The following is a 25,543-nucleotide window of genomic DNA, read 5'->3' on the forward strand; positions in this document are numbered from 1 at the left end:
AGGTTCTGATGGCTTTGGTGATCGAGGGCGAGGAGCGCATCGCCGCACCCCTCCAGAAAGTTTGGGAAGCGCTGAACGATCCGGCGGTGCTGAGAGAAAGCATCCCCGGCTGCCAGAGCCTGGAAATGAAGTCGCCGACCGAGATGGCGGCGACGGTGGTGCTGAAGATCGGCCCGATCAAGGCGACCTTCAACGGCGAAGTGACGTTGAGAAATCTCAATCCCCCGCATGCCTACACGATCCAGGGCGAAGGCAAGGGCGGCATCGCCGGCTTCGCCAAGGGCGGCGCCGACGTGACGCTGACCGAGGATGGACCTGGCACCACCGTTCTGAAATATGCGGCCAAGGCCGAGGTCGGCGGCAAGATCGCCCAACTCGGCAGCCGGCTGATCGAGTCGACCTCGAAGAAATTGGCGGGACAATTCTTTTCGAGCTTCGGCGAGAAGGTGGGTGCTGCTTAGCTGGTCTATCCAGCGTTGGCGCCGCCTGGACGAAAATTACTCGAAGACGATGCTCGGCACGGCGTCCGCGGCCGCGCCGCGCTCTTCGTTGACCCGGTCCCAGACCTTCGAAGCGATATCGCGATAGATCTTCGCTTCGGCACTGTCGGGCTTCGATGCCACCACCGGCGCACCTTCATCCGAGCTTTCGCGGATGCCCATCTCCAGCGGCACCTCGCCAAGGAAGGTGACGCCGAGGCGCTCGGCCTCGCGGCGTGCGCCGCCATGGCCGAAGATGTCGTAGCGCTTGCCGGTGTCGGGGGCGAGGAAATAGCTCATGTTCTCGACGATGCCGAGCAGCGGCACGTCGACCTTCCTGAACATGTTGAGGCCCTTGCGAGCATCGATAAGGGCCAGATCCTGCGGCGTCGAGACGATGACCGCGCCGGCCAGCGGCACCTGTTGGGCCATGGTGAGCTGGGCATCACCGGTGCCGGGGGGCATATCGACGACGAGCACGTCGAGCGGCCCCCATTCGACTTCGCGCAGCATCTGCGTCAGCGCCGACATCACCATCGGCCCGCGCCAGATCATCGGCGTTTCCTCGTCGACGAGGAAGCCCATCGACATCACCTTGAGACCGTAATTCTGCATTGGTTTCAGGATCTTGCCGTCGACGGTCTGCGGCCGGCCGTGAATGTTGAGCAGCCTTGGCATGGACGGGCCATAGATGTCGGCATCGAGCACGCCCACCTTCAGCCCGTTGGCGGCGAGGCCGAGGGCCAGATTGACGGCCGTGGTTGACTTGCCGACACCGCCCTTGCCGGACGCAACCGCGATGATCGCCTCTATGCCGGGCACGCCGCGCTTGCCCTGGCTGTGCGAGGCAGGCGCATGGGGCGCCGGGCGCGGCGCGGCAACGGGCGGGGCGGGACGTGGCGCCGGGCGCGCCGCGACAGGCGCCTCCATGCCGCCGCCCTTCTTCTCCGCCGTCAAGGCGACGACGGCACCAGCGACACCTGGAATAGCTTTCACGACACGCTCGGCCGCGGCGCGCAATGGCTCCATCTCCTGCGCCCTGGCGGCCGGAACGGTGATCGAGAAGAACACTTTCGAATCGGCGATGAAAATCTCGGAAACCATGCCGAGGTCGACGATGTTGCCGGTGAAATCGGGGCCATTGACCGTTTTCAGGCGCTCGATGACGGTTTCCTTGGTGACGGTTTCCTTGGTGACGGACATGGCTGTTGCTTCCCTGGCGTTCGGCTGCTGCTCACATAGTGCAGATCGCCGGCGGCTCCAAGCGCCAGGCCGCGACATCAGCCTGCCAGGCGAACCGCCAGATAGGTCAGTGCCGAAATCGCCGCCGTCGCCGGCAAGGTGACGACCCATGCGATGACGATGTTGCCGGCTATGCCCCAGCGCACCGCCGAGACACGGCGGGCGGCGCCGACGCCGATGATGGCGCCGGTGATGGTGTGCGTGGTCGAAACCGGAACACCGAGCCATGTCGCGGCGAAGAGGGTGATGGCGCCGCCGGTCTCGGCGCAGAATCCCTGCATCGGGTTGAGCCTGGTGATCTTCGAGCCCATCGTGTGGACGATGCGCCAACCGCCGAACAGCGTGCCCAACGCCAATGCCGACTGGCAAGTCAGGACCACCCAGAGCGGCACGTAGAAATCCGTTCCGAGCATGCCTTGGGAATAGAGCAGCACGGCGATGATGCCCATGGTCTTTTGCGCATCGTTGCCGCCATGACCGAGCGAATAGAGGGAGGCGGAAAAGAACTGCATGACACGGAAGGTACTGTCGACGGCGAACGGCGTCTGGCGCACGAACAGCCAGGAAACCACCAGGATCAGGAGAAGCGCCAGGACAAAGCCCGTCGCCGGCGACAGGACGATGGCGGCGACCGTCTTGCCGAGCCCCGCCCAGACGATGGCACCCGTGCCGGCCTTTGCGACGCCTGCCCCCACCAATCCGCCGATCAGCGCATGCGAACTGCTCGACGGGATGCCGGCGATCCAGGTGACGATATTCCAGACGATGGCGCCGACCAGGGCGGCGAAGATCACCGCCGGGGTGACGATGCTTGCATCGATGATACCCTTGCCCACGGTTTCGGCGACATGAAGGCCAAAGAACATGAAGGCGATGAAATTGAAGAAGGCCGCCCAGAACACCGCGTAATGCGGTCTCAGCACCCGGGTCGAGACAATGGTGGCGATCGAGTTGGCGGCGTCGTGCAGGCCGTTGAGGAAATCGAAGAACAGCGCGACGGCGACGAGGCCGACCAGCAGGGGAAAGGCGATCGCGACTTCCATCGCCTAGACGTTCTCGATGACGATGCCGCTGATCTCGTTGGCGACGTCCTCGAAGCGGTCGACCACCTTCTCCAATTGGCCATAGATCTCCGAGCCGATCAGATAGGCCATCGCATCGCTGCGGCCGTGCCGCCTGAAGAGATCCTTCAGGCCCTGCTCATGCAGATCGTCGGCTCGGCCTTCGGCACGCATGACTTCCTCGGCGAGTTCGTTCAGGCGCGCACTGTTGGCGCCGACCTTGGCCAGCAGCGGGATCGCCTCCGCGACGAGCCTGGCGGCATCGACAATGACGGCGCCCATTTCCTGCATCAGCGGATCGAATTCCCTCTTCTCGAACAGCCGCACCGTCTTGACGGTCTTGTGCATCATGTCGATGGCGTCATCCATCGACTGGATCAGGTCCTTGATATCGCCGCGGTCGAAAGGCGTGATGAATGAGCGCCGCACGGCAAGCAGGACTTCGGCGGTGATATGGTCGGCTTCGTCCTCGAGATCGACGATCTTTTCGCACCAATGCTCGATGTCCTTGCCTAGGAGGAGCTGCTGCAGGGCCTCCGCGCCGCCGACCACCGTGCGGGAATGCCGCTCGAACAGGTCGAAGAAGCGATCTTCGCGCGGCAACAGCTTGCGGAACCAGCCCAGCATGTTCGTCCCTCCCGGCGCACCAGTTCCATCCACATAGCGCCGCATGCGCCCATGGGGAACAGTAAGCCGGCTGAAAGATGTGGATGCAGCCAATTGCAGGCACCGCTCGCAATTGGCTGGCCGCCGGCAAAGCGGGGGTCGTCAAGCGACCGGAGCGACCTATTTCCAAGGAGACGCCGGGGACGACAAGCAGCGAAGGAGAAACGATCATGCTTGCAAACAGCAACGCGACGGCCAACCTCGCGGTGAAAGAGCTGGCGAAGGCAAAGGCTTTCTACGAGGGGACGCTCGGCCTGAAACAGGTGCATGACGAGGGTGGCGAACTGATCGTGTACAAAAGCGGCGACACCACGATCAATGTCTATCGCTCTCAGTTCGCCGGAACCAACAAGGCGACGGCGGTGACGTGGACGGTCGGCGATGAGATCGACACCGTCGTCAGCGGGCTGAAATCGAAAGGCGTTGCGTTCGAGCACTACGAGATGCCCGGCCTGACACTGGAAGGCGACATCCATGTCGGTCACGGCATGAAGGTCGCCTGGTTCAAGGATCCGGACGGTAACATCCTCAATCTCGTCGACCGATAGGTTTCTGCGATCAAGCATCGGCTTGGGGCGATCGACATCGCAGTGGCCGGCAGCCCTCTGGCGCGGTGCGGCGGCGGCGGTTAGCTTCAGATATGATCGACAAGCTGGAATTTTTCATCGCGCTGGCCAAGGAAGAGCATTTCGGGCGGGCTGCCGAAGTGTGCGGCGTCACCCAGCCCACCTTGTCGGCCGGCATCAAGCAACTTGAGGGTCAGCTGGGCGTGATGCTGGTCCTGCGCGGCTCGCGCTTCCAGGGCCTGACCCCGGAGGGCAAGCAGGTCCTGGTGTGGGCGCGCCGCATCGTCGGCGATACCCGAACCATGCGCGAGGAGATGCGGGCGGCGCGGCACGGCTTGTCGGGACGTATCCGCATCGCCGCCATTCCCACCGCGCTCGCCATGGTGGCGCGGCTGACGACGCCATTCCGCGAAAAACACCCCGGCGTCACCTTCTCGGTACTGTCCCGGACCTCGATCGAAGTGCTGTCGCTGCTCGGCAATTTCGATATAGACGCTGGCATCACCTATCTCGACAACGAACCGCTCGGACGAGTGACCAGCGTACCACTCTACGATGAGCGCTATCAGCTGATCACCGCCATCGGAAACCCCTATTCCGACCGCGACAAGGTGACATGGGCCGAGATCAGCCACCTGCCGCTCTGCCTGCTGACCCCGGACATGCAGAACCGCCGCATCATCGACCAGCACCTGGCCGAGGCCGGTGTCGAGGTCCGGCCGACGCTGGAATCCAATTCGATGATCGTGCTGTTCTCGCATATCCGCACGGGCAAATGGTCCTCGATCATGCCGCTCAACCTCACGGAAACGTTCGGCTTTTCCGAACCTATCAGGGCTATCCCGATCGTCGAGCCGGACGCCAGCCACACGGTCGGGCTGGTGGCCGCGTTGCGCGAACCGCATACGCCGCTGGTTTCGGCGCTGCTGGACGAGGCGATGGCGCTTGCAGACGATTTCCGCGCCCACCGGTAGGTTAGGGAATGCAGGCGCTGGAGCTCGATAGAAAATTTCTATCGAGCGACGGATCAGCTTTATTGATTTCAGGGGATTCTCCTGATTTTGTAAAGACTTAGCGATAAAGCCACCGACCAGGGAGGGCGCTGCGTGACGATGCAGCCTGCAAGTACCGAGATCGCATCGCGCACGGCCGCGATCATCCAGGAGCTGAAAGATCTCGAAGGTCCGCTGCTGCCGATCCTCCATAACATTCAGGAAGAGTTCGGCCATGTGCCGCAGGCAGCACTCCCGGTCATTGCCGACGGACTGAACCTTTCCAGAGCAGAGGTGCACGGCGTCGTCACCTTCTATCACGATTTCCGCGCCCGCCCGGCAGGCCGGCATGTGCTCAAGCTCTGCCAGGCCGAAGCTTGCCAGTCGATGGGTTCCGACGTGGTCGCCGCCAGGATCAAGCAATTGCTCGGCATTGATTTCCACGAGACTGCGAAAGACGGTTCGGTGACCCTGGAGCCGGTTTATTGCCTCGGGCTGTGCGCCTGCTCGCCCTCGGCGATGCTCGATGGCGAGGTGATCGGGCGGCTCGACAACGAGAAGATCGAAGAAATCGTCGCAAAGGTGCGCTCATGATCCCGCGCATCTACATTCCCGGCGACTCCGGCGCGCTGGCGCTCGGTGCCGAAAGGGTCGCCAAGGCAGTTCGCGCTGAACTCGCCGAGCGCGGCGTTGAGGCCAAGATCGTCCGCAACGGGTCGCGCGGCGCCTATTTCCTAGAGCCTATGGTCGAGGTCGCCACAGCAAACGGCCGCGTCGCCTACGGGCCGGTGAAGCCGTCCGACATCAAGAGCCTGTTCGACAATGGCTTTCTCACAGGCGGCCACCACAAGCGCTGGCTGGGCGCGCCGGACAAGATCCCGTTCCTGGCCAAGCAGACCCGTCTGACCTTCGCGCGCTGCGGCATCAACGACCCGCTGTCACTCGACGCCTATAAGTCGCTTGGCGGACTGAAGGGCCTGCAGAACGCGGTGGCCATGGCCCCGGCCGACATCGTCAAGCAGGTCACTGACTCGGGGCTGCGCGGCCGCGGCGGCGCCGGCTTCCCGACCGGCATCAAATGGAAGACGGTGCTCAATACGACATCCGAGCGCAAATACATCGTCTGCAACGCCGACGAGGGCGACAGCGCCACCTTCGCCGACCGCATGATCATGGAGGGCGATCCCTTCGTGCTGATCGAAGGCATGGCGATCGCCGGCATCGCCACCGGCGCGACCAAGGGCTTCGTCTACATCCGCTCGGAATATCCGCATGCGGTGGCGGTCATGAACAAGGCCGTCGAGGTCGCCCGCAAGGCCGGGGTGCTCGGCGTCAACGTGCTCGGTTCGCCCAACGCCTTCGACATGGAGATCCGCGTCGGCGCCGGCGCCTATGTCTGCGGCGAGGAGACCTCGCTTCTGAACAGTCTGGAAGGCAAACGCGGCGTGGTGCGCGCCAAGCCGCCGCTGCCGGCAATCCAGGGCCTTTTTGGCAAGCCGACGGTGATCAACAACGTCATCTCGCTGGCTTCGGTGCCTGTCATCATGGACAAGGGCGCCGCCTACTACAAGAATTTCGGCATGGGCCGCTCGCGCGGCACGATCCCGATCCAGATCGCCGGCAACGTCAAGCGCGGTGGCCTGTTCGAGGCGGCTTTCGGCATGACGCTGGGCGAAATCATCGACGATATCGGCGGCGGCACGGCCACCGGCCGGCCAGTGAAGGCGGTGCAGGTCGGCGGTCCACTCGGCGCCTATTTTCCGCGCGCGCTGTTCGACACACCGTTCGACTATGAGGAATTCGCCAAGCGCGATGGACTGATCGGCCATGCCGGCATCACCGTATTCGACGACACCGCCGACATGCTGAAGCAGGCGCGCTTCGCCATGGAGTTCTGCGCCATCGAAAGCTGCGGCAAGTGCACGCCCTGCCGCATCGGCTCGACGCGCGGGGTGGAGACCATCGACAGGCTCGCCGCCGGCATCGAGCCGGAGAAGAACCTCGCCCTGGTTACCGATCTCTGCAACACGATGAAGTTCGGATCGCTCTGCGCGCTGGGCGGCTTCACGCCCTACCCGGTGATGAGCTCGATCACGCATTTCCCCGAGGATTTCAAGCCCGCGCCGGCGCGCGTGGCTGCTGAATAGGAGCTGGCAGATGAACATCAAAGCCGACTTCCCGACGCTTATCGAAGAGATCGATTACGGAACTCCGCAATCGAAGGCTGAGAAGCGGATCACGCTGACCGTCGACGGCCGCAGCATCAGCGTGCCGGAAGGCACGTCGATCATGCGCGCCGCGATGGAAAGCGGGGTCGAGATCCCGAAGCTATGCGCCACGGACATGCTGGACTCGTTCGGTTCCTGCCGCGTTTGCCTGGTCGAGATCGAAGGGCGCGGCGGCACGCCGGCGTCCTGCACGACGCCTGTCGGCGAAGGCATGGTGGTGCGCACGCGGTCGGAACGGCTCGACGCCATTCGCCGCGGCGTCATGGAGCTCTATGTCTCCGACCATCCGGTGGGCTGGAACGAGAAGGCCGGAACCGGCGCCAGTGAGTTCGACGCGGTGGCGAAGTCGGTTGGCCTGACCGAGAACCGCTACGGCGTCGAAGGCCGCAATCACGTCAAGGAGGATGGCGTCGCGCCCGGCCACGGCTCGCTGGCCGTCGACTACGTCGCGCGTGACGAATCCAATCCGTATTTCACCTATGATCCAGCGCAATGCATCGTCTGTTCGCGTTGCGTGCGGGCCTGCGAAGAGGTGCAGGGCACCTTCGCGCTGACGATCGAGGGCCGCGGCTTCGAATCGCGCATGGTCGCCGGCATGCACGAGGATTTCATCGCTTCCGAATGCGTGTCCTGCGGCGCCTGCGTGCAGGCCTGCCCGACCGATGCGCTGCGCGAGAAGACAGTGCTCGCCAAGGGCCTGCCGGAACGCTCGGCCGTCACCACCTGCGCCTATTGCGGCGTCGGCTGCTCGTTCAAGGCCGAAGTGAAGGACGACGAGGTCATCCGCATGATGCCCTACAAGGAGGGCAAGGCCAATCACGGCCATTCCTGCGTGAAGGGCCGCTTCGCCTATGGCTATGCCACTCACAAGGACCGCATCCTGTCGCCGATGATCCGCGAGAAGGTCAGCGATCCCTGGCGCGAAGTGAGTTGGGAGGAGGCGATCGCCCACACGGCCAAGGAGTTCCGCCGCATCCAGTACCAGTACGGACGTACGGCGATCGGCGGCATCACCTCGTCGCGTTGCACCAATGAGGAGACCTATCTGGTCCAGAAGCTGGTGCGCCAGGGCTTCCGCAACAACAATGTCGATACCTGCGCGCGCGTCTGCCATTCGCCGACCGGCTACGGGCTCGGCCAGACCTACGGCACCTCGGCCGGCACGCAGGATTTCGATTCCGTCGAATTCACCGACGTCGCCGTCATCATCGGCGCCAATCCGGCTTCCGCACACCCGGTGTTCGCCTCGCGGCTGAAGAAGCGGCTGCGCCAGGGGGCCAAGCTGATCGTGCTCGACCCGCGCCGCACCGAGATGGTCAAGTCGGCGCATATCGAAGCCGACTACCACCTGCCGCTGAAGCCCGGCACCAATGTCGCCGTGCTGACGGCGCTCGCACATGTCATCGTCACCGAAGGCCTGTTCGACGAGGCCTTCGTCCGCGAGCGCTGCGACTGGACGGAATTCCAGGACTGGGCGTCCTTCGTCGCCCTGCCGGAGAACAGCCCCGAAACCGTCGGCAAGCTGTCCGGCGTCGATCCCGAACTGATCCGCGGTGCGGCACGTCTCTACGCCAAGGGCGGCAACGGGGCGATCTACTACGGCCTCGGCGTCACCGAGCACAGCCAGGGCTCGACCACGGTGATGGCGATTGCCAATCTCGCTATGGCCACCGGCAATATCGGTCGCCCGGGCGTCGGCGTGAACCCGCTGCGCGGCCAGAACAACGTGCAGGGCTCGTGCGACATGGGCTCCTTCCCGCACGAACTGCCAGGCTATCGCCATGTCTCGGGCGACGCGGTGCGCGACATCTATGAAAGCCTGTGGGGCGTGAAGCTGGACGACGAACCCGGCCTGCGTATCCCCAACATGCTGGATGCCGCCGTCGACGGCTCCTTCAAGGGCATCTACATCCAGGGCGAGGACATCCTGCAGTCCGATCCCGACACCAAGCATGTCGCCGCCGGACTGGCCGCGATGGAATGCGTGGTCGTGCACGACCTTTTCCTCAACGAGACGGCGAACTACGCGCATGTGTTCCTGCCGGGCTCGACCTTCCTTGAGAAGGACGGCACCTTCACCAATGCCGAGCGCCGCATCAACATGGTGCGCAAGGTGCTGGAACCGAAGGCGCGTTACGCCGATTGGGAAGCGACGCAGGAGCTTGCCCGTTCCGTCGGGCTGGACTGGAACTATGCGCATCCGTCCGAGATCATGGACGAAATCGCCAAGACGACGCCGAGCTTCTCCGGCGTCTCGTTCGAGTTGCTCGACCGCCTCGGATCGGTGCAGTGGCCCTGCAATGAGAAGGCCCCTCTCGGCACCCCGGTCATGCATGTCGACGGCTTTGTGCGCGGCAAGGGCAAGTTCATCCGCACCGAATATGTGGCGACGGACGAGCGAACCGGGCCGCGCTTCCCGCTGCTTTTGACCACCGGCCGGATCCTGTCGCAGTACAATGTCGGCGCGCAAACGCGGCGCACCGACAATATCATGTGGCACTCCGAGGACCGGCTGGAGATCCATCCGCACGACGCCGAGAACCGTGGCCTGCGCGACGGCGACTGGGTGCGGCTGACCAGCCGCTCCGGCGAGACGACGCTGCGCGCGCAGATCACCGACAGGGTGTCACCGGGCGTGGTCTATACGACCTTCCACCATCCCGACACGCAGGCCAACGTCATCACCACGGACTTTTCGGACTGGGCGACCAACTGTCCGGAATATAAGGTGACGGCGGTGCAGGTCGGTGCCTCCAACGGACCATCGGAATGGCAACGCGACTATGACGAGCAAGCGCGCAACAGCCGCCGCATCGCCTCGCTGGAAGCGGCGGAGTAGACCTTGGACGAGACATTCGACAATAAGAGCTTCAATCTTGACGGTTGATCGCCCCCCACTCCGTCGAGCTTCGCTCGACACCTCTTCCCCGATCGACGGGGGAGAGGAAAGGCGCGAGGGGTGCGTCTCGTGACCCGCAAACGCCCCGCCATCACCGAAATGTCCCGTTTCGCTCGCCGCGCCAGCGGCACGGCAGCGGCCCGCCGCATGGTGCCGGAAGAAACGCCGGTGGCGTTCTCCTTTGCCGGTACGACGCATGCGGTGATGATGGCGAGTCCGGCCGATTTCGAGGATTTCGCGCTCGGTTTCTCGCTGACCGAAGGCATCATCGCTTCCCCCGAAGAGATCGAGGCAATCGAGGTCGAGGATCTCGGCGCCGGCATCGACATCCAGATTCGACTGAAGGACCAGGCCAACACGCGCTTCGAGGCGCGGCGGCGCAGGCTCGCCGGACCGGTTGGCTGCGGGCTCTGCGGCATCGAATCCATCGAGGAAGCGATGCGCGCGGTCGATTCGGTTGGTGCGTCTAAACTTACGCTTGATGCCGGCGACATCGTCCGTTCCGTCAAGCTTCTCTCCAGGATGCAGCCGCTGCACAGCGAGACGGGCGCGGTGCACGCCGCCGGCTTCTATATCCCCGGCAAGGGCACCGTCATTGCGCGCGAGGATGTCGGCCGTCACAACGCACTGGACAAGCTGGCCGGTGCATTGGCCAAGGCCGGCATCGACGGCGCGACCGGCGCGGTGGTGGTGACGTCGCGCGTCTCCGTCGAGATGGTGCAGAAGACGGCGACGATCGGCTCGCCCTTCATCATTGCCGTCTCTGCGCCGACCGCGCTCGCCGTCCGCACCGCCGAACAGGCCGGCATGACGCTGGTGGCCTTGGTTCGCGGCGACGATTTCGATATTTTCACCCATCCGGACCGGGTGGTTCGCGGAGTTGCCAAACATGTCGCATGACGAAGACCACATCATGAGCACCAGCGAGAAGCTGGTGCGGATGGCCAACCAGATCGCGGCCTTTTTCCACTCCAGGCCGCGCGAAGAAGGCGTGGCCGGAGTGGCCGAGCATATCAACAAATTCTGGGAGCCGAGGATGCGGCGTCAGTTCTTCGAGATGCTGGACAGCGGCGGCGACGGCTTCGATGAACTCGTCGTGGCTGCCTCGACCAGGATCAAGCGGCCGGTCTCGCCCGCCGAGGCCGATCTGAAGCTCGGGCTCAAGCTTCCCCCAGGCGACGTAGCCGTCTCGCAAAAATAGCCATTGGTTCGCGTCCGCTTATATTTCCTTCCGCTAAAGTTTAAGCTGCCGCACGCGACGCAGCTCTGCTATGGTCGGCGATCCGAAATCGTCAGGCCGGGCGGAACAACTCGTGAGGCCGATCGAGACCCGATACGCCCGTAGCGGCGACGTGCGGATCGCCTATCAGGTGGTCGGCCAAGGCGCGTTCGATCTCGTCTTCGTGCCGGGCTTCATCTCCAACCTCGACCTGCATTGGGAGGATGAAGGCTATAGCAGGCTGCTGAAACGGCTTTCCGCCTTCTCAAGGCTGATCCTATTCGACAAGCGCGGCACCGGCCTGTCCGACCGCGTCGATGCCAACCATCTCCCCAGCCTCGAAACGCGCATGGACGACGTGCGTGCGGTGATGGACGCGGCCGGCAGCGGCCGCGCGGCCCTGCTCGGCGCCTCGGAAGGCGCTCCGATGGCCATGCTGTTCGCCGCCACCTATCCGGAGCGGACACGCGCCCTGGCGCTCTATGGCGGCTATGCCCATTTCCACCGATGGGTGATGCCGCCGGACCGGCTGGAGGCATTCATCGCGACGACGGAAACCGCCTGGGGCACAGGCGCCACCTTGCCGCATTTTGCGCCCGGCCGCGTCGAAGACAGTCACTTTGCCGCCTGGTGGTCGCGATTCGAGCGGCTGTCGGCAAGTCCGACGGCGGCGGCGGCGCTGGCGCGCATGAATGCCGGCATAGACGTGCGCGGCATACTCTCGGCGATCAGCGCGCCGACGCTGCTGATCCACCGCCGCAACGACGCGCGCGTCGATCCCGATGCCAGCCGCTTTCTCGCCCGGAAGATTCCGAACGCCCGGCTTGTCGAAATCCCTGGGCGCGACCACCCGGTGTGGACCGGTGACGTCGACAGGGTCGCCGACCTGATCGAGGAATTCCTGACCGGCGAGCCGGCCGTGGCCGACAGCGAGCGCGTGCTCGCCGCATTGCTGGTGACGCGTATCTACGATACGGCGCGCCTCGGCGACCGCATGTGGAGCGAGCGCAGCCAGCGATTCCAGGAGACCTGGCGATTGCTGGTGGGGCGCCATGGCGGACGTGTCGCAGGCACGCATGGCGAGCTGATGATCTCGCGCTTTGACGGTCCGGCGCGCGCCATACGCTGCGCGGCGGCATTGCGCGAAGCGGCGCAGGAGATCGGTGTGGCCAGTGCACAGGGCGTGCATGTCGGCGAGATCGAGATGCGCGGACCGCCGGTCGGCTTGACTGCACGCGTGACCATACAACTTGCGGCCCATGCCAGCCGCGGCGAGATCCTGGCGTCGCGGCTGGTTTCCGACCTGGCGACCGGCTCCGGCCTACACTTCATCGATGGCGGACGCATTGCGCTCGACGAGTTGGACGAGCCGTTGGCGTTTGTTCTTGCGACGTCCGAGCAGCATCTGGAACCCGCCTGCCGATCCAAGCCCAGGCCTGCCGAACCGGCCGCGCTGACGGCGCGCGAAAGCGAGGTGGTGAGCCTGATCGCCGACGGCAAAAGCAATGCCGCGATCGCCGCCGAGCTCAACCTCAGCGAGCATACGGTCAAGCGTCACGTCGCCAACATATTGCTCAAGCTCGACCTGCCGTCGCGGGCGGCGGCGGCCGCGTTTTCGGCACGGAACCCTGGCCCGCACGGGCCATAAAGGCCATGGCGCTTTCGGGCGAAGCGGCCGATGGCGTCGGGGATTATCAATTCTTCCCATGCAGGCCAGGCGATATCGCCGTGACGGTACTGCGAAGGGAGGATGAAATGGTGAAATCAAGTCGCAAGACCAGATTGCTCGTCATCGCGGCCGGCGCCGGCGCCTTGCTGGCCCTGGCTCCGGCGCGGGCCGAGGATGCCTCGGCGACGGCAGCATACAAGGACATAGCGGCCACGCTCGGCTCCGTGCCGGACATGTTCAAGACTTTGCCTGACGTGGCGGTCGCCGGTGCCTGGGCCGAGATAAAGTCGATGCAGCTCAACCCCAAGACCGCACTCGACGGCAAGACCAAGGAACTCATGGGGCTTGCCGTCGCCTCGCAGATTCCTTGCCAGTACTGCGTCTACTTCCACACCGAGGCCGCCAAGCTCAACGGCGCGACCGACGAGGAGATCAAGGAAGCGGTGGCAATGGCGGCGATCGTTCGCCACTGGTCGACGATGCTCAACGGCAGCCAGGTCGACCTCACAGCCTTCAAGAAGCAGACCGACGACGTGTTCGCGGCCGTGAAGGCCAAGTCGCAGTGACACTATCGCTGCACGGCGATGACCGCCGGGCAGCACTTTGCTCATCAACCGCCCGATCGGGAAGACGGGCCCATGGAGGACGAAATGCTGACCAAGACACAGACCGTTGACGGCGCGGCAATCAAGAAAGCCATCGAAGGGCGCGACGGACAGATGCTGTCGAGCTTTTACGCCGACGATGCGGTGTTGCGGGTCGTCGACCGCAACAATCCGCCGAGCAAGCCGCGCGAGATCCGCGGCCGAGCGGCGATCAGCACATTCTGGGACGACATCTGCAGCCGGGCAATGACCCACAAGGTCGACACCACCATCGCCGATGGTGACAATCTCGCCTTCACCCAGGCCTGCGCCTACCCGGACGGGACCAAGGTGTTCTGCGCGGCGATGCTGGAACTCAAGGGCGGGCGGATTGCACGGCAGACGGTCGTGCAGGCCTGGGACGAGTAAGCGGCATCAGCCGCATCTTCGGAGGAGGAAAACATGTTCAGCGCCAGATGGCAGATCGACGCCAGGTTCGGACACAAGCAGACCGTGCTCGACCTCTTGCGGAAATGGGAATCCGAGATCGGTTCGCAGGTCGGCGTCGCCGACCTGAAGTTCCAGATCATGACGGGTTCGATCGGCGCGCGGGAGGCGACGGTCGAATCTCACCACCAGGTCGAAAGCCTGGCCCAGTTGGAAGAGTTCTTCGCCAGGATCGGCAAGATCGACGCGCATGCCAAATGGGGCAAGGAGATCGAGCCTTACGTCGTGTCGGGCACCAGCCTCTGGCAGATTTTCCGCATCGTCGAATAATGCATGTCGCCCAAAGGTGCCCATAGAACAACGATCTGAAGCGCGCCGCATCGGTCCCTTTCGACGCGACGCGCTTTCGCTACCATGACGGCTTCCGCCTGCCCGCTATGGCTCTCCCGGGCCATTTCCCCACTGGCCCTTTCGGGCGAAGCAGCGAGGAGCCGGATCGGTGCAATGTGCTCTCCTGCACCATCCTGCGCACCCGACGGATGGACGGCACAAGCAAAGCAACAAGATAAATCGTCGCGTCGAAACCATATGGCGCGGGCGCGATCAGGGAGGAAACCGATGACCGACGAAACCTATGCAAAACTGCGTGAAGGCTTGCGCGGAGAGCTGATCCTGCGCGGCGAAGCCGGCTATGAGGAGGCCCGCAAGGTCTACAACGGCATGATCGACAAGAGTCCGGCGCTGATTGCACGCTGCGTCGATGTCGCCGACGTGATCGCCGCTGTAAGGTTCGCGCGCATAAACGACCTCCTCATCGCCGTGCGCAGCGGCGGCCACAACGGCGCGGGATTGGGGATTTGCGACAACGGTCTCGTCATCGACCTGTCGATGATGAAAGGCGTCCATGTCGACCCGAAAACCCGCACCGTGAGGGTCGCGCCCGGCTGCACTTCGGGCGACGTGGACCACGCCACCCATCCTTTCGCGCTCGCCGTTCCGTTCGGCATCGTTTCGACCACGGGCGTCGCCGGCCTTACCCTCGGTGGAGGAACCGGCTATCTCACGCGCAAATACGGCCTCACCATCGATAATCTGATCGAGGCCGATCTGGTGCTGGCCGATGGCAGCATGGCGAAGGCCAGCAAAAGCGAGAATCCCGACCTGTTCTGGGCGCTCCGGGGCGGCGGCGGCAATTTTGGCGTGGTAACCAGCTTCCTGTTCCAGGCTCATCCGGTGAACATGATCTTCGGCGGTCCGGTGTTCTGGGACGCCAGGCACGCGTCGGCGGTCATGCGTACCTATCGCGACTACCTGCCGGAAGCGCCGGAAGACCTCGGCGCTTTCGTCGGCCTCAAATCCGTCCCTTCGAGCGATCCTTTCCCGCGCGAGCATTGGGGCAACCGCGCCTGTGCCATCATCTCGTGCTACAACGGCACGGAGGAGGACGGGCGCAAGGCCATGGCGCCGCTGCTGGACACCTTGCCGCCGCCAATGTTCAACTGGATGGGCGTAATGCCGTTCCCGGCGATGCAGTCGCTATTCGACCCGCTCCTTCCGAAAGGCCTGCAATGGTACTGGAAGGGCGATTTCGTCAAGTCGCTTCCCGACGAAGCGATCGCGACCCATATCGCACAGGCCGCCCAGGCGCCCAGCGAATTGTCGCTGATGCATCTATACCCGATTGACGGCGCCGTCCGCCGCGTCGGCAAGGACGAGACCGCCTGGAACGCGCGTGACGCAAGCTGGTCGATGGTCATCGCCGCCATCGACCCCGATCCGGGCAAAGCCGCCGACCTGACCGCGTGGGCACGGAATTACTGGGCGAGCGTCCATCCCCATAATGGCGAGGGCGGCTACGTGAACTTCATGATGGACGATGAAGGAGACGCGCGCTTGCAGGCGAGCTATGGCGGAAATTACGAGCGGCTGAGCCAGGTTAAGCGAACCTACGACCCATCCAATGTCTTCCGGGTCAACCTGAACATCAAGCCTGCGACATCGGCGATGCCGGGCCGGACGGCCGCGTAGTGCCGGGGTCTCGCCGCTGATGCCGTTCGGCGGCCGTGCCTGTCAAATGCAGCGCAATCGCGAAGTGGAATGGCGCTGACGACCCTCTCAAGCGGGGTCGCCGGCGCCGGCCACAGCCATATAAGATCTGCCTTTGCCGGAACGAGACAGATTACCCGTGCGCCACCATCACATGGCGCACGGCGGTATAATCCTCCAGTGCGTAGAGCGACATGTCCTTGCCGTAACCGGACTGCTTCAGCCCGCCATGCGGCATCTCGTTGGTCAGCATGAAGTGGGTGTTGATCCAGGTGCAGCCATATTGCAGGCGAGCGGCGGTCGCCATGGCGCGTGAGACGTCCCTGGTCCACACCGACGATGCCAGGCCATAATCGCTGTCATTGGCCCAGTTCACCGCCTCGTCGACATCCGTGAAGCGGGTCACCGAGACGACCGGACCAAACACTTCGCGGCGCACGATCTCGTCCTCCTGCAAGGCGCCGGCGACGACGGTCGGCTGGTAGTAGAAGCCAGTGCCCTCGCCCGGCTTGCCGCCGGTGGTGATCTCGATGTGCTTCAATTCCGAGGCGCGCTCGACGAAGCTCGAGACACGATCGCGCTGGCGGCGCGAGATCAATGGGCCGATCTCGTTCTCGGCATCGTCCGGCAGATTGTACTTGATGGTCGACACGGCCGAGGAGAGATCGGCGACGAGCTTGTCGTAGACCTTCTTGCCGGCATAGATGCGGCAGGCGGCGGTGCAGTCCTGGCCGGCATTGTAGTAGCCGAAGGCGCGCAGGCCGTTGACCACGGCGCCGAGGTCGGCATCGTCGAAGACGATGACCGGGGCCTTGCCGCCGAGTTCCAGATGCGTGCGCTTGACCGACTTGGCGGCCGCCTGCAGCACCTTCTTGCCGGTGGCGACATCGCCGGTGATCGAGATCATGTTGACCTTGGGATGGTTGATCAGCGTATTGCCGACGCTGTCGCCGCGTCCGAGCACGACATTGACGACCCCTTCGGGCAGGATTTCGGCCAGGATCTTCGCCAGTTTCAGCGCCGTCAGCGGCGTCTGTTCCGACGGTTTGAAGACGACCGTATTGCCGCCGCCGATCGCCGGCGCCACCTTCCAGGCCATCATCATCAACGGGTAATTCCACGGCGCGATGGAAGCGACGATGCCGATCGGATCGCGCCGGACCATCGAGGTGTGGCCCGGCAGGTATTCCCCGGCTACCTGGCCTGGCATGGAGCGGACGGCGCCGGCGAAGAAACGGTAGCAGTCGACGATCGCCGGGATTTCATCATTGAGCACGGCATTGATCGGCTTGCCGCAGTTCAGCGCCTCGAGCGCCGCGAATTCCCTGGCTTCGGCCTCTATGCGGTCGGCGATCTTAAGGAGATAGCCCGAGCGCTGCGCGGGCGTGGTACGCGACCAAGCCGTGAACGCCTTCCCGGCAGCCGTCACCGCCGCCTCGATCTGCGCCGGGCTCGCCTCGGGGAGATTGAGAATGGTCGCCCCGGTCTTCGGATTGAGGACCGGCTCCTCGGTCTCGGTGCCTTTCTCGAACTTCGAGCCGATCAACATCTGGGTGTCCATTGGGTTCTCCATTGGCAATAGTGAGTAGTGAATGATGAATAGTGAGTAGTGAATAGTGAGTAGTGAGTAGTGAGTAGTGAGTAGTGAGTAGGTTTCTGCCGCGTATTCACTATCCAAAACTACTATTCACCATCCTCCCATTCACTATTCACTACTCACTACTCACTACTCACTGCTCACTATTTCATTTCCCGCTGCCGGCGATCTGGTCGCCGTCGCGGGTCAGGTAGTAGGCGGCGAGGATCGGCAGCAGCGTCACCAGCACCACCACCATCGCCACGACATTGGTGACCGGGCGCTGGCGCGGGCGGATCAGTTCTTCAAGCATCCAGATCGGCAGCGTCTGCTGCTGGCCGGCGGTGAAGGTGGTGACGATGACCTCGTCGAACGACAGCGCGAAGGCCAGCATGCCGCCGGCAAGCAGCGCCGTGGCGATGTTGGGCAACACGATATGCCGGAAGGTCTGGAAACCATCCGCGCCGAGATCCATCGAGGCCTCGATCATCGAGCCCGAGGTGCGGCGGAAGCGGGCAACGGCATTGTTGTAGACGACAACCACGCAGAAGGTGGCGTGGCCGAGCACGATCGTCCAGAACGAGAACGGAATGTCGGCCAGCGCGAAAGCCGAACGCAGCGCAATGCCGGTGATGATGCCGGGCAGCGCGATCGGCAGGATGACCAGCAGCGAAATGGTTTCACGGCCGAAGAATTTCGTCCGTGACACCGCGGCGGCGCACAGCGTGCCGAGAACCAGCGCGATGGCCGTTGAGATGGCGGCGACGCGCACCGAGAGCGACAGCGCTTGCCACACGTCCGGCCGGTTCCAGGTGACGGCGAACCACTGCGTGGTGAGCCCCGGCGGCGGCCAGACGAAGCTCTTCTCTTCGGTCGTGAAGGCATAGACGAAGATCAGCAGGATCGGTAGATGCAGGAACAGCAGGCCGCAGGCCGCAGCGATCTTCAGGCCAAGCGGAGCCGATTGGGCACGGTCAGAGCGCATCGAAGGCCCCCATGCGCTTGGCGCCCCAGAGATAGAAGCCCATGATGACGATCGGCACCACCGTGAAGGCGGCGGCGAGCGGGATGTTGCCGGCCGTGCCTTGCTGCGAATAGACGGCCTGGCCGATGAACAGGCGCGACGTGCCGATGATCTGCGGGATGATGTAGTCGCCCAATGTCAGCGAAAAGGTGAAGATCGAGCCGGCGACGATGCCGGGCAGCGCCAGCGGGAACAGCACATTGCGAAAAGTCTGGCCGGGCGACGCGCCAAGGTCGGAAGAGGCTTCGACCAGATTGCCGGGCACGCGCTCGAGGGCTGCCTGCACCGGCAGGATCATGAAGGGCAGCCAGACATAGACGAAGACGATGAAGGTGCCGGTGAAGGACACCGACAGCGAGTTGCCGCCGACGACCGGCAGCGACAGCCACGCATCGAGCAACCCCAACAGGTTCAGCTTGGCGAGCAGCCAGGTGAGAATGCCTTCCTTGGCCAGGATCAATTTCCAGGCGTAGATCTTGACCAGGTAGCTCGACCACAGCGGCAGCATGACGCCGAGATAGAACAGCGCTTTCCAGCGGCCGCGCGCATAGCGCGCCGCGTAATAGGCAATGGGGAAAGCGACGACAGCCGAGGCCAGCGTCACCAGGGCCGCCATCGTCACCGTGCGCAGAATGATGTCCAGATTGGCGGCCTGCAACAGGTCGCCATAGGTCTTCAACGTGAACTCACGGTTGATAAGCCCGGAGAACTCGTCGATCGAGAAAAAGCTCTGCGCCAAAAGAGCGAACAACGAGCCGATATAGACGATGCCGAGCCACAGGACCGGCGGCAGCAGCATAAGCAGAAGGAGCAGTTGCGGCCTGCGCCAGAAGAGGTCGGAGAGCGCGCCGCGTATGCCGCCGCTGCCGGGCAGGATGGCAGGGGCTGGGCTGGGGTTGAGCGCGGCAATGGTCATGGGGCCGCCGTGTGCTGAAGAGAATTATATGAGAGGCCGCGTTCTGCGTCGCCCCCCTCTGTCCTGCCGGACATCTCCCCCTCACGGGGGGAGATTGGCAATTTCTCAGCCTCGCCAATTCTGCGACGTTGGAAATTGGCGAAACCCGAAAGGGCAGCCAATCTCCCCCCTTGCGGGGGAGATGTCCGGCAGGACAGAGGGGGGTGCTTCGCGCAAGCCTTCATCACACCGCCTCGTCCATCAAATGCAGGCTCTCCCGGTTGAAGGTGAGCACCACCGCCTCGCCTTCCCTGGGCAAGGCCGTGCCGGCAGGCACGATGGCGTGCAATTTCAGACCGTCGGCATCGAGCGCCAGCCTGGTGGTCGCCCCGAGATAGTTAGTTGAGACGAGGCGCGCGGCCACGCCGTCGCCTTTCGCGGCGCGGCCGACGCGGATCGATTCGGGTCGCAGGCTGCCCCAGCGGCGCTGGCCGCAATAGCGCTGGACGAAATCCGGCGGCAGCACGTTGGAGGAACCGACGAAATCGGCGACGAAGCGAGTGCTCGGCCGCTGGTAGATATCTTCCGGCGTGCCGATCTGCATGATCCTGCCGTCGTTGAAGACGGCGACGCGATCGGCCATCGACAGCGCCTCGCCCTGATCGTGGGTGACGAAGACGAACGTTATGCCGAGCGCCTTTTGCAGCGACTTCAGCTCTTCCTGCATGTTCTCGCGCAATTTGAGGTCGAGCGCGCCGAGCGGCTCGTCGAGCAGCAGCACCTTGGGCTGGTTGACCAGTGCGCGGGCCAGCGCGACGCGCTGGCGCTGACCGCCGGAAAGCTGGCCAGGGCGGCGGGCGCCGTAGCCGGGCAGCCTGACCAGCGACAGCGCCTCTTCCGCTGCCTTGTGCCGCCCGGCCTTGCCGACGCCCTTGACCATCAAACCATAGGCGACATTGTCGAGCACATCGAGATGCGGGAACAGCGCATAGTCCTGGAAGACGGTGTTGACGTTGCGGCGATAGGGCGGAACACCCTCGGCGCGCTCGCCGAAGATCGAAATCGAACCCGCCGTCGGCTGCTCGAAGCCGGCAATGAGGCGCAGGCAGGTCGTCTTGCCGGAACCGGACGGCCCGAGCATGGCGAAGAACTCGCCAGGCACGATTTCGAGGTCGACCGTGTCGACGGCGCGCACGCTGCCGAAATGGCGCGAGACTTTTTGAAAGGAAACGGCTGAGGTCATGGGGTGTCAGTCTCTTGCCGATTGGGTTCTCTTCGGTCGCCCGCAATCGTGGCTGGACGGCGAACGCGCGCCACTTACCTCCTCTCGATGCGGGAGGTCGCGGCGAAGTCGCGGGTGGGGGTGCTCTGGCACAGACCGCCGCGACGCCCCGCCCCGACGCTGCGCGTCGACCCTCCCCACAAGGGGAGGGTGAAGAAAATCATCGCCCGCCGATGACGCCGATATAGTCCGACACCCAGCGGTAATAGGGCACGCACTGGTCGTTCCGGGTGGCGCATTTGGTCACCGGCGTCTTCCAGAACTTGATCTTGTCGAAGTTTTCGTAGCCGTTGGTCTTGCAGCCTTCGTCGGTCAGGAGCTCGTTGCCCTTGCAGGCGGCGGGGACGACCGGCAGCGAGCCGAACCAGGCCGAGACGTCGCCCTGCACCTTGGGCGAAAGCGAGTGTTCGAGCCACATATAGGCGCAGTTCGGATGTGCCGCGTCGGCCTCCATCATAGTGGTGTCGGCCCAGCCGGTGACGCCTTCCTCCGGCACGGTCGAGGCGATGGGCTTCTTGGCCGCGATCAGCGTGTTGACCTGGTATGGCCACGAGCCGGAGGCAACCACGCCTTCGTTCTGGAAATCGTCGACCTGGATGGCGGCATCGTGCCAGTAGCGGCCGACCAGCGTGCGCTGGACGCGCAGCAACTCGAGCGCGGCCTTGTACTGGTCCTCGTTCAACTCGTAGGGGTCCTTGATGCCGAGCTCCGGCTTGTGGAACATCAGGTAGTTGGCGGCATCGGCGATGTGGATCGGGCCGTCATAGGCCTGGACGCGGCCCTTGTTTGATTTGCCGTCCGGCAGCTTCATCTCCTCGAAGACGATGTTCCAGCTCTTGGGCGCTTCCTTGAAGACATCGGTATTGTACATCAGGACGTTCGGCCCCCACTGGTAGGGGACGCCATAATGAACCTTGTCGACGGTGAACCAGGGGGCGTCCTTGATGCGGTCGTCGACCGTCTTCCAACTCGGGATGAGGTCGGTGTTGATCGGCTGCACGCGCTTGCCGGCAACGAGGCGCAGCGATGCATCGCCCGAAGCGGTGACGAGGTCGAAGCCGCCCTCGTTCATCAGCGAGACCATCTCGTCCGACGTGTTGGCGGTCTTGACGTTGACCTTGCAGCCGCTTTCCTTCTCGAAGGCGGTGACCCAGTCATAGCCCTTGTCGGTTTCGCCACGCTCGATATAGCCCGGCCAGGCGACGATATCGACCTCGCCTTCACCCTTGCCGAGTTCCGTGACCTGAGCGATGGCATGGCCGGAGAAGGTCAGCGCGACCGTCAATGCAGTGCATGACTTCAGGAATGAATTCATCATCGATCTCCCATTGATAGGCCCGCGCTTCGGCGGCGGCTTTGTTCCCTGAAGCGAAGTTGCTGTGAAAATCCCGGTTTCGCAAATTCATTTATCAGAAGGGGGATATCGGTTTTTCCGATAGATTAGCGGCCGTTCTTGTCGGGGCGCTGGCGAACCATGCGCTGCGACTGCGCCAGACCGATGAAATCGCGCGCAGCCTGCGGCAGGCCGGAGCCGCGGCGCCAGACCATCCCGACCTGGACGACGGGTAGGGCACCGGAGACGTCGCGCGACTCGATGCGGTCGCCTTCCAGCGACCACGGCCGGTAGACGAGGTCGGGCAGCAGCGCCACGCCCGCGCCGGTGGCGACGAGGCTGCGCACCGCTTCGACCGAACGGGTGCGGAAGGCGACATGCGGCTTGGCGCCGATTGCCGTCAGCAACTTGCCGGTGTTCTCCTCGATCTCGTCGACGGTCAGCATGATCAGCGGCTCCGAAGCGATGTCGCCGATGCCGATGATGTCGGCGCCGGCGAGCGGATGCCCGAGCGGCAGCCACAGGCGGTAAGCCGAGACTTCAAGGATTTCCGATTGCAGCGCGGTTCGGTCGCGCAGATTGGACGTGACCATCACGGCGATGTCCAGCTTGCCGCCGATCAGCAGATGCTCGAGATAGTCGCCATTGTCCTCGATTGCCGAGACCTCGACGCCGGGATAGGCACGACGGTAGCGGGAAAGCAGGTCCGACAGCACATAGCCGGCGACCAGCGAGGTGACGCCGAGCTGCAGCCGGCCGCCCGCTGTCGCCTGCTCGCCGAGGAAGGCGCGGCGCGCATCGGACACATCGGCCAGGATCTTGGTGGCATGACGCAGGAACTGGTGGCCCTTGTGGGTGATGTTGAGGCCGCGCGGATGGCGGTCGAATAATTCGACGCCGAGATCGCCTTCGAGCTCCTTGATCGCTTCGGTGACCGAGGATTGCGAAATGGAGAGGTTCTGCGCGGCACCCGACACCGTGCCCTGCTCGGCGACGGCGATGAAGAACTGCAACTGGCGGATGGTGAAAGCCATGGCCCGACTAAACACGGCGGGGACGACACTGGGAAGTGGAAACGGATCGGCAACTTGACGGCCCCCAGAATTGTAACTAAATAAGTTACATGAAACGCAACAGCCGGCTGTCTTCCACCTTGCACATTCTGGTCCACATGGCCGAGAAGCCCGAGCGGGCGCTGACCTCGGAGCAGCTTGCCACCTTCATCCATACCAATCCGGTCGTGGTGCGCCGCACCATCGCGGGGTTGCGGGATGCCGGCATCGTCACCTCTTCACGCGGACATGGCGGCGGCTGGCTGCTCGGGCGCCCGCCCGACGAGATCTCGCTGGCCGAAATCAGCGCCGCGCTTGGCGAGACGCTGCTGCAGTTCGGCACCGAGCCGGAGAGCCCCGGCTGCCTTGTCGAGCAGGCCGTCATCGCCGTCCTCGACGATTTTCGGATCGCGGCGGAGAAGCTGCTGGCGGAGAAGCTCAGCCGTATCACGCTGGCCGACCTGACCGCCGACTTCCGCCGCCGTTACGACCTCATCGGAGTCTCCAGCCATGCAGTATGATCTTGCCGTCGTCGGCGGCAGCTTTGCCGGCTTGTCCGCCGCCATCCAGGCGGCCCGGGCCCGGCGCAACGTCCTGGTGATCGACGCCGGCCAGCCCCGAAATCGGTTCGCCGCGCATTCGCACGGCTTCCTCGGCCAAGACGGGCGCACGCCAGGCGCCATCCTGGAGGAGGCAAGACGGCAGTTGCTAGCCTATCCGACGGCTCGCCTTGTCAAGGGACGTGCGGACAAGGCGGTCGCCAATAGCAGCAGCGACTTCGAAATCAGCACAGAGGGCGGCGAGACCTTTGGCGCCGCGCGGCTGGTTCTGGCCACCGGCGTGCGCGACATCCTGCCGGAAGTTCCCGGGCTTGCCGAGCAGTGGGGCAAGACCGTGCTGCACTGCCCCTATTGCCACGGCTACGAGGTTTCCGGCGGGCCGCTTGGCGTGCTGGCGACCGGGCCCATGTCCCTGCATCAGGCGCAGTTGATCGCCGACTGGGGCGACGTCACGCTGTTCGGCAATCGCCTGATCGAGCCCGATGCCGAACAGATGTCTGTCCTTGAAGGCAAGAATGTGAGGTTCGAACCCGCTGCGGTCGCCGAACTGCGGGAGGATGGCGCGGGCGGCTTGACGGTGATCCTCGACGGCGGCCGAAAGGCGGGGGTTCGCGCGATATTCACCGCGCCGCGCAATACAATGGCGAGCCCGGTGGCCGAACAGCTCGGTTGCGGCTTCACGGACGGTCCCCTTGGCCCGGTGATATCAATCGATGACAGGCAGCAGACGACGGTTCCCGGCGTCTACGCCGCCGGGGACGCGTCACGCGCGATGCACAACATCGCCTTCGCCGTATCGGGCGGCGCCTTCGCCGGCATATGCGCCCACCAGTCGCTGGTATTCGGTTAGCTCAGGCTGCCTCGCCCGCGACGCTGAGCCGCGCGCCGGCCTGCGCCAGGCCAGCAGCGATGTCGCGCGGCGGCGGCCGGTCGGTGGCGAGCTCGGAAAAGCCATCGAAGCCGCAGACCTGGACCAGGCCTTGGCGCCCGAACTTGGAATGATCGGTGACGACGAGCGAACGCTGGCCGCGCGACAGCACCATGCGGGCGAACTCGGCCTCGTCGAGATCGTAATCCATGACACCCGTCACCGCATCGACGGCACCCGTCGAGATCACCGCATGGCTGACCGAGAAGCGGCTGACGAAGTCGATGGCCGAGGCGCCGAAGGCGGCGCCGGAATCGCTGCGCAGCTCACCGCCGGCCATGTAGACCTTGTTGCCGTTGACGGTGGCCAGCGTGCGGGCGATGTCGGATGAGTTGGTGACGACCGTCAGCCGCCGATGGCCGAGCAGTTCACGCGCCAGGAACGAGGTGGTCGTTCCCGTGTCGAGCATGATCGATTCGCCGTCGCGGATGGTGGCGGCGACCATGCGGGCGATGAGGCGCTTGGCCTCGGCGTTCTCGCGCATGCGCCGTTCGAACGGCGCTTCGCCGATCGTCGACGGCAGGCCGACGGCGCCATGCATCTTCAGGAGCGAGCCGTCGCTGGTGAGGGGCTTGACGTCGCGGCGAACGGTTTCCAGCGAGACGCCTAGCCGGTCGGCCAGGCTGGCGATGGTGACGGTGCCTTCCTCCTGCAGAAACCGCAGGATTTCGCCGTGCCGCTTGGAATGGCTCATCGGGTCATTTCCAGTCGCGCCATGATGCAGTGACCGCTTCTATGGCAAATCTGCCGCATATTACAAGGAATCTCGAAAGAATACGGGCAGGAAAGCAGAAA

Annotated in this window: 25 protein-coding genes; 15 read left to right on the forward strand and 10 right to left on the reverse strand. The window is 64.1% G+C overall.

Annotated features, from left to right (window positions below; all coding sequences use genetic code 11):
* Nucleotides 1–8: 8 nt before the first annotated feature.
* Nucleotides 9–461: a carbon monoxide dehydrogenase subunit G gene (locus FJ959_RS10225; protein ID WP_140580489.1), complete on the forward strand. Its 453-nt coding sequence runs from the start codon at nt 9–11 to the stop codon at nt 459–461.
* A 36-nt stretch (nt 462–497) separates the two neighbouring features.
* Here the strand turns inward: FJ959_RS10225 and FJ959_RS10230 are convergent, their stop codons facing one another.
* The 3 genes from FJ959_RS10230 to FJ959_RS10240 all read right to left on the reverse strand — a co-directional run bounded on the left by FJ959_RS10230 (nt 498) and on the right by FJ959_RS10240 (nt 3,409).
* Nucleotides 498–1,682 (reverse strand): Mrp/NBP35 family ATP-binding protein, encoded by a 1,185-nt coding sequence (locus FJ959_RS10230; protein WP_140630016.1) that lies wholly within the window; start codon nt 1,680–1,682, stop codon nt 498–500.
* A gap of 77 nt (nt 1,683–1,759) precedes the next feature.
* Nucleotides 1,760–2,764, reverse strand: coding sequence for an inorganic phosphate transporter (locus FJ959_RS10235; RefSeq protein ID WP_140497030.1), 1,005 nt, complete (start codon nt 2,762–2,764; stop codon nt 1,760–1,762).
* A gap of 3 nt (nt 2,765–2,767) precedes the next feature.
* Entirely contained in the window at nt 2,768–3,409 is a 642-nt protein-coding gene (locus FJ959_RS10240) for a DUF47 domain-containing protein (protein WP_140497032.1), read from the reverse strand.
* A 209-nt stretch (nt 3,410–3,618) separates the two neighbouring features.
* Between FJ959_RS10240 and FJ959_RS10245 the strand changes: the two genes are divergently transcribed.
* The 12 genes from FJ959_RS10245 to FJ959_RS10300 all read left to right on the forward strand — a co-directional run bounded on the left by FJ959_RS10245 (nt 3,619) and on the right by FJ959_RS10300 (nt 16,080).
* Complete coding sequence (locus FJ959_RS10245; RefSeq protein WP_140513034.1) at nt 3,619–3,996, forward strand: VOC family protein; 378 nt, start codon at nt 3,619–3,621, stop codon at nt 3,994–3,996.
* Nucleotides 3,997–4,088: 92 nt separating this feature from the next.
* Nucleotides 4,089–4,988 carry a LysR family transcriptional regulator gene (locus FJ959_RS10250; protein ID WP_140523710.1) on the forward strand — a complete coding sequence of 300 codons (900 nt, stop codon included), beginning with the start codon at nt 4,089–4,091 and terminating at the stop codon, nt 4,986–4,988.
* 132 nt (nt 4,989–5,120) lie between these two features.
* Entirely contained in the window at nt 5,121–5,600 is a 480-nt protein-coding gene (locus FJ959_RS10255; RefSeq protein ID WP_140497038.1) for a formate dehydrogenase subunit gamma, read from the forward strand.
* Nucleotides 5,597–7,153, forward strand: coding sequence for an NADH-quinone oxidoreductase subunit NuoF (locus FJ959_RS10260; RefSeq protein ID WP_140630019.1), 1,557 nt, complete (start codon nt 5,597–5,599; stop codon nt 7,151–7,153). The genes FJ959_RS10255 and FJ959_RS10260 overlap by 4 nt, the downstream gene beginning before the upstream one ends.
* A 10-nt stretch (nt 7,154–7,163) precedes the next feature.
* Nucleotides 7,164–10,073, forward strand: a complete 2,910-nt coding sequence (gene fdhF, locus FJ959_RS10265) for a formate dehydrogenase subunit alpha (protein ID WP_140630021.1) — start codon at nt 7,164–7,166, stop codon at nt 10,071–10,073.
* A 129-nt stretch (nt 10,074–10,202) separates the two neighbouring features.
* Nucleotides 10,203–11,033 carry a formate dehydrogenase accessory sulfurtransferase FdhD gene (gene fdhD / locus FJ959_RS10270; RefSeq protein WP_140630024.1) on the forward strand — a complete coding sequence of 277 codons (831 nt, stop codon included), beginning with the start codon at nt 10,203–10,205 and terminating at the stop codon, nt 11,031–11,033.
* Nucleotides 11,023–11,334, forward strand: a complete 312-nt coding sequence (locus FJ959_RS10275) for a formate dehydrogenase subunit delta (protein WP_140559723.1) — start codon at nt 11,023–11,025, stop codon at nt 11,332–11,334. Before fdhD ends, FJ959_RS10275 begins: the two co-directional genes overlap by 11 nt.
* Nucleotides 11,335–11,446: 112 nt before the next feature.
* The gene (locus FJ959_RS10280) at nt 11,447–13,000 is read left to right on the forward strand and encodes an alpha/beta fold hydrolase (protein ID WP_140630026.1); all 1,554 of its coding nucleotides are present in this window, start codon (nt 11,447–11,449) and stop codon (nt 12,998–13,000) included.
* Nucleotides 13,001–13,107: 107 nt separating this feature from the next.
* Nucleotides 13,108–13,587 (forward strand): carboxymuconolactone decarboxylase family protein, encoded by a 480-nt coding sequence (locus FJ959_RS10285; RefSeq protein ID WP_140630028.1) that lies wholly within the window; start codon nt 13,108–13,110, stop codon nt 13,585–13,587.
* 84 nt (nt 13,588–13,671) lie between these two features.
* Entirely contained in the window at nt 13,672–14,034 is a 363-nt protein-coding gene (locus tag FJ959_RS10290; protein ID WP_140497301.1) for a nuclear transport factor 2 family protein, read from the forward strand.
* A gap of 33 nt (nt 14,035–14,067) precedes the next feature.
* Nucleotides 14,068–14,382, forward strand: coding sequence for a hypothetical protein (locus tag FJ959_RS10295; RefSeq protein ID WP_140497050.1), 315 nt, complete (start codon nt 14,068–14,070; stop codon nt 14,380–14,382).
* Between the two features lie 288 nt (nt 14,383–14,670).
* Nucleotides 14,671–16,080, forward strand: coding sequence for an FAD-binding oxidoreductase (locus FJ959_RS10300; RefSeq protein WP_140630031.1), 1,410 nt, complete (start codon nt 14,671–14,673; stop codon nt 16,078–16,080).
* Nucleotides 16,081–16,231: 151 nt separating this feature from the next.
* On the opposite strand, the gene FJ959_RS10305 is transcribed toward FJ959_RS10300, so the two are convergent.
* From FJ959_RS10305 to FJ959_RS10340, 6 genes are all read right to left on the reverse strand, one after another.
* Nucleotides 16,232–17,659, reverse strand: coding sequence for a gamma-aminobutyraldehyde dehydrogenase (locus FJ959_RS10305; protein WP_140630034.1), 1,428 nt, complete (start codon nt 17,657–17,659; stop codon nt 16,232–16,234).
* A 184-nt stretch (nt 17,660–17,843) separates the two neighbouring features.
* Nucleotides 17,844–18,659 (reverse strand): ABC transporter permease, encoded by an 816-nt coding sequence (locus FJ959_RS10315; protein WP_140523673.1) that lies wholly within the window; start codon nt 18,657–18,659, stop codon nt 17,844–17,846.
* Complete coding sequence (locus tag FJ959_RS10320; RefSeq protein WP_140513016.1) at nt 18,649–19,614, reverse strand: ABC transporter permease; 966 nt, start codon at nt 19,612–19,614, stop codon at nt 18,649–18,651. Before FJ959_RS10320 ends, FJ959_RS10315 begins: the two co-directional genes overlap by 11 nt.
* Nucleotides 19,615–19,837: 223 nt before the next feature.
* A complete protein-coding gene (locus FJ959_RS10330; RefSeq protein WP_140523670.1) occupies nt 19,838–20,836 on the reverse strand; it encodes an ABC transporter ATP-binding protein in 999 nt (332 codons plus the stop codon).
* Nucleotides 20,837–21,035: 199 nt separating this feature from the next.
* On the reverse strand, nt 21,036–22,190 hold the full coding sequence (locus FJ959_RS10335; protein ID WP_140523667.1) for an ABC transporter substrate-binding protein: 1,155 nt from the start codon (nt 22,188–22,190) through the stop codon (nt 21,036–21,038).
* A gap of 125 nt (nt 22,191–22,315) precedes the next feature.
* The gene (locus FJ959_RS10340) at nt 22,316–23,242 is read right to left on the reverse strand and encodes a LysR substrate-binding domain-containing protein (protein ID WP_140513010.1); all 927 of its coding nucleotides are present in this window, start codon (nt 23,240–23,242) and stop codon (nt 22,316–22,318) included.
* A gap of 89 nt (nt 23,243–23,331) precedes the next feature.
* Between FJ959_RS10340 and FJ959_RS10345 the strand changes: the two genes are divergently transcribed.
* Nucleotides 23,332–23,781, forward strand: coding sequence for an Rrf2 family transcriptional regulator (locus tag FJ959_RS10345; protein ID WP_140523665.1), 450 nt, complete (start codon nt 23,332–23,334; stop codon nt 23,779–23,781).
* The gene (locus FJ959_RS10350; RefSeq protein ID WP_140523662.1) at nt 23,771–24,670 is read left to right on the forward strand and encodes an NAD(P)/FAD-dependent oxidoreductase; all 900 of its coding nucleotides are present in this window, start codon (nt 23,771–23,773) and stop codon (nt 24,668–24,670) included. Before FJ959_RS10345 ends, FJ959_RS10350 begins: the two co-directional genes overlap by 11 nt.
* A 1-nt stretch (nt 24,671) precedes the next feature.
* Here the strand turns inward: FJ959_RS10350 and FJ959_RS10355 are convergent, their stop codons facing one another.
* A complete protein-coding gene (locus tag FJ959_RS10355; protein WP_140497069.1) occupies nt 24,672–25,442 on the reverse strand; it encodes a DeoR/GlpR family DNA-binding transcription regulator in 771 nt (256 codons plus the stop codon).
* Nucleotides 25,443–25,543: the final 101 nt, after the last annotated feature.

Origin of the sequence: Mesorhizobium sp. B2-2-4 (assembly GCF_006442375.1) — a bacterium.
Taxonomy (GTDB): domain Bacteria; phylum Pseudomonadota; class Alphaproteobacteria; order Rhizobiales; family Rhizobiaceae; genus Mesorhizobium.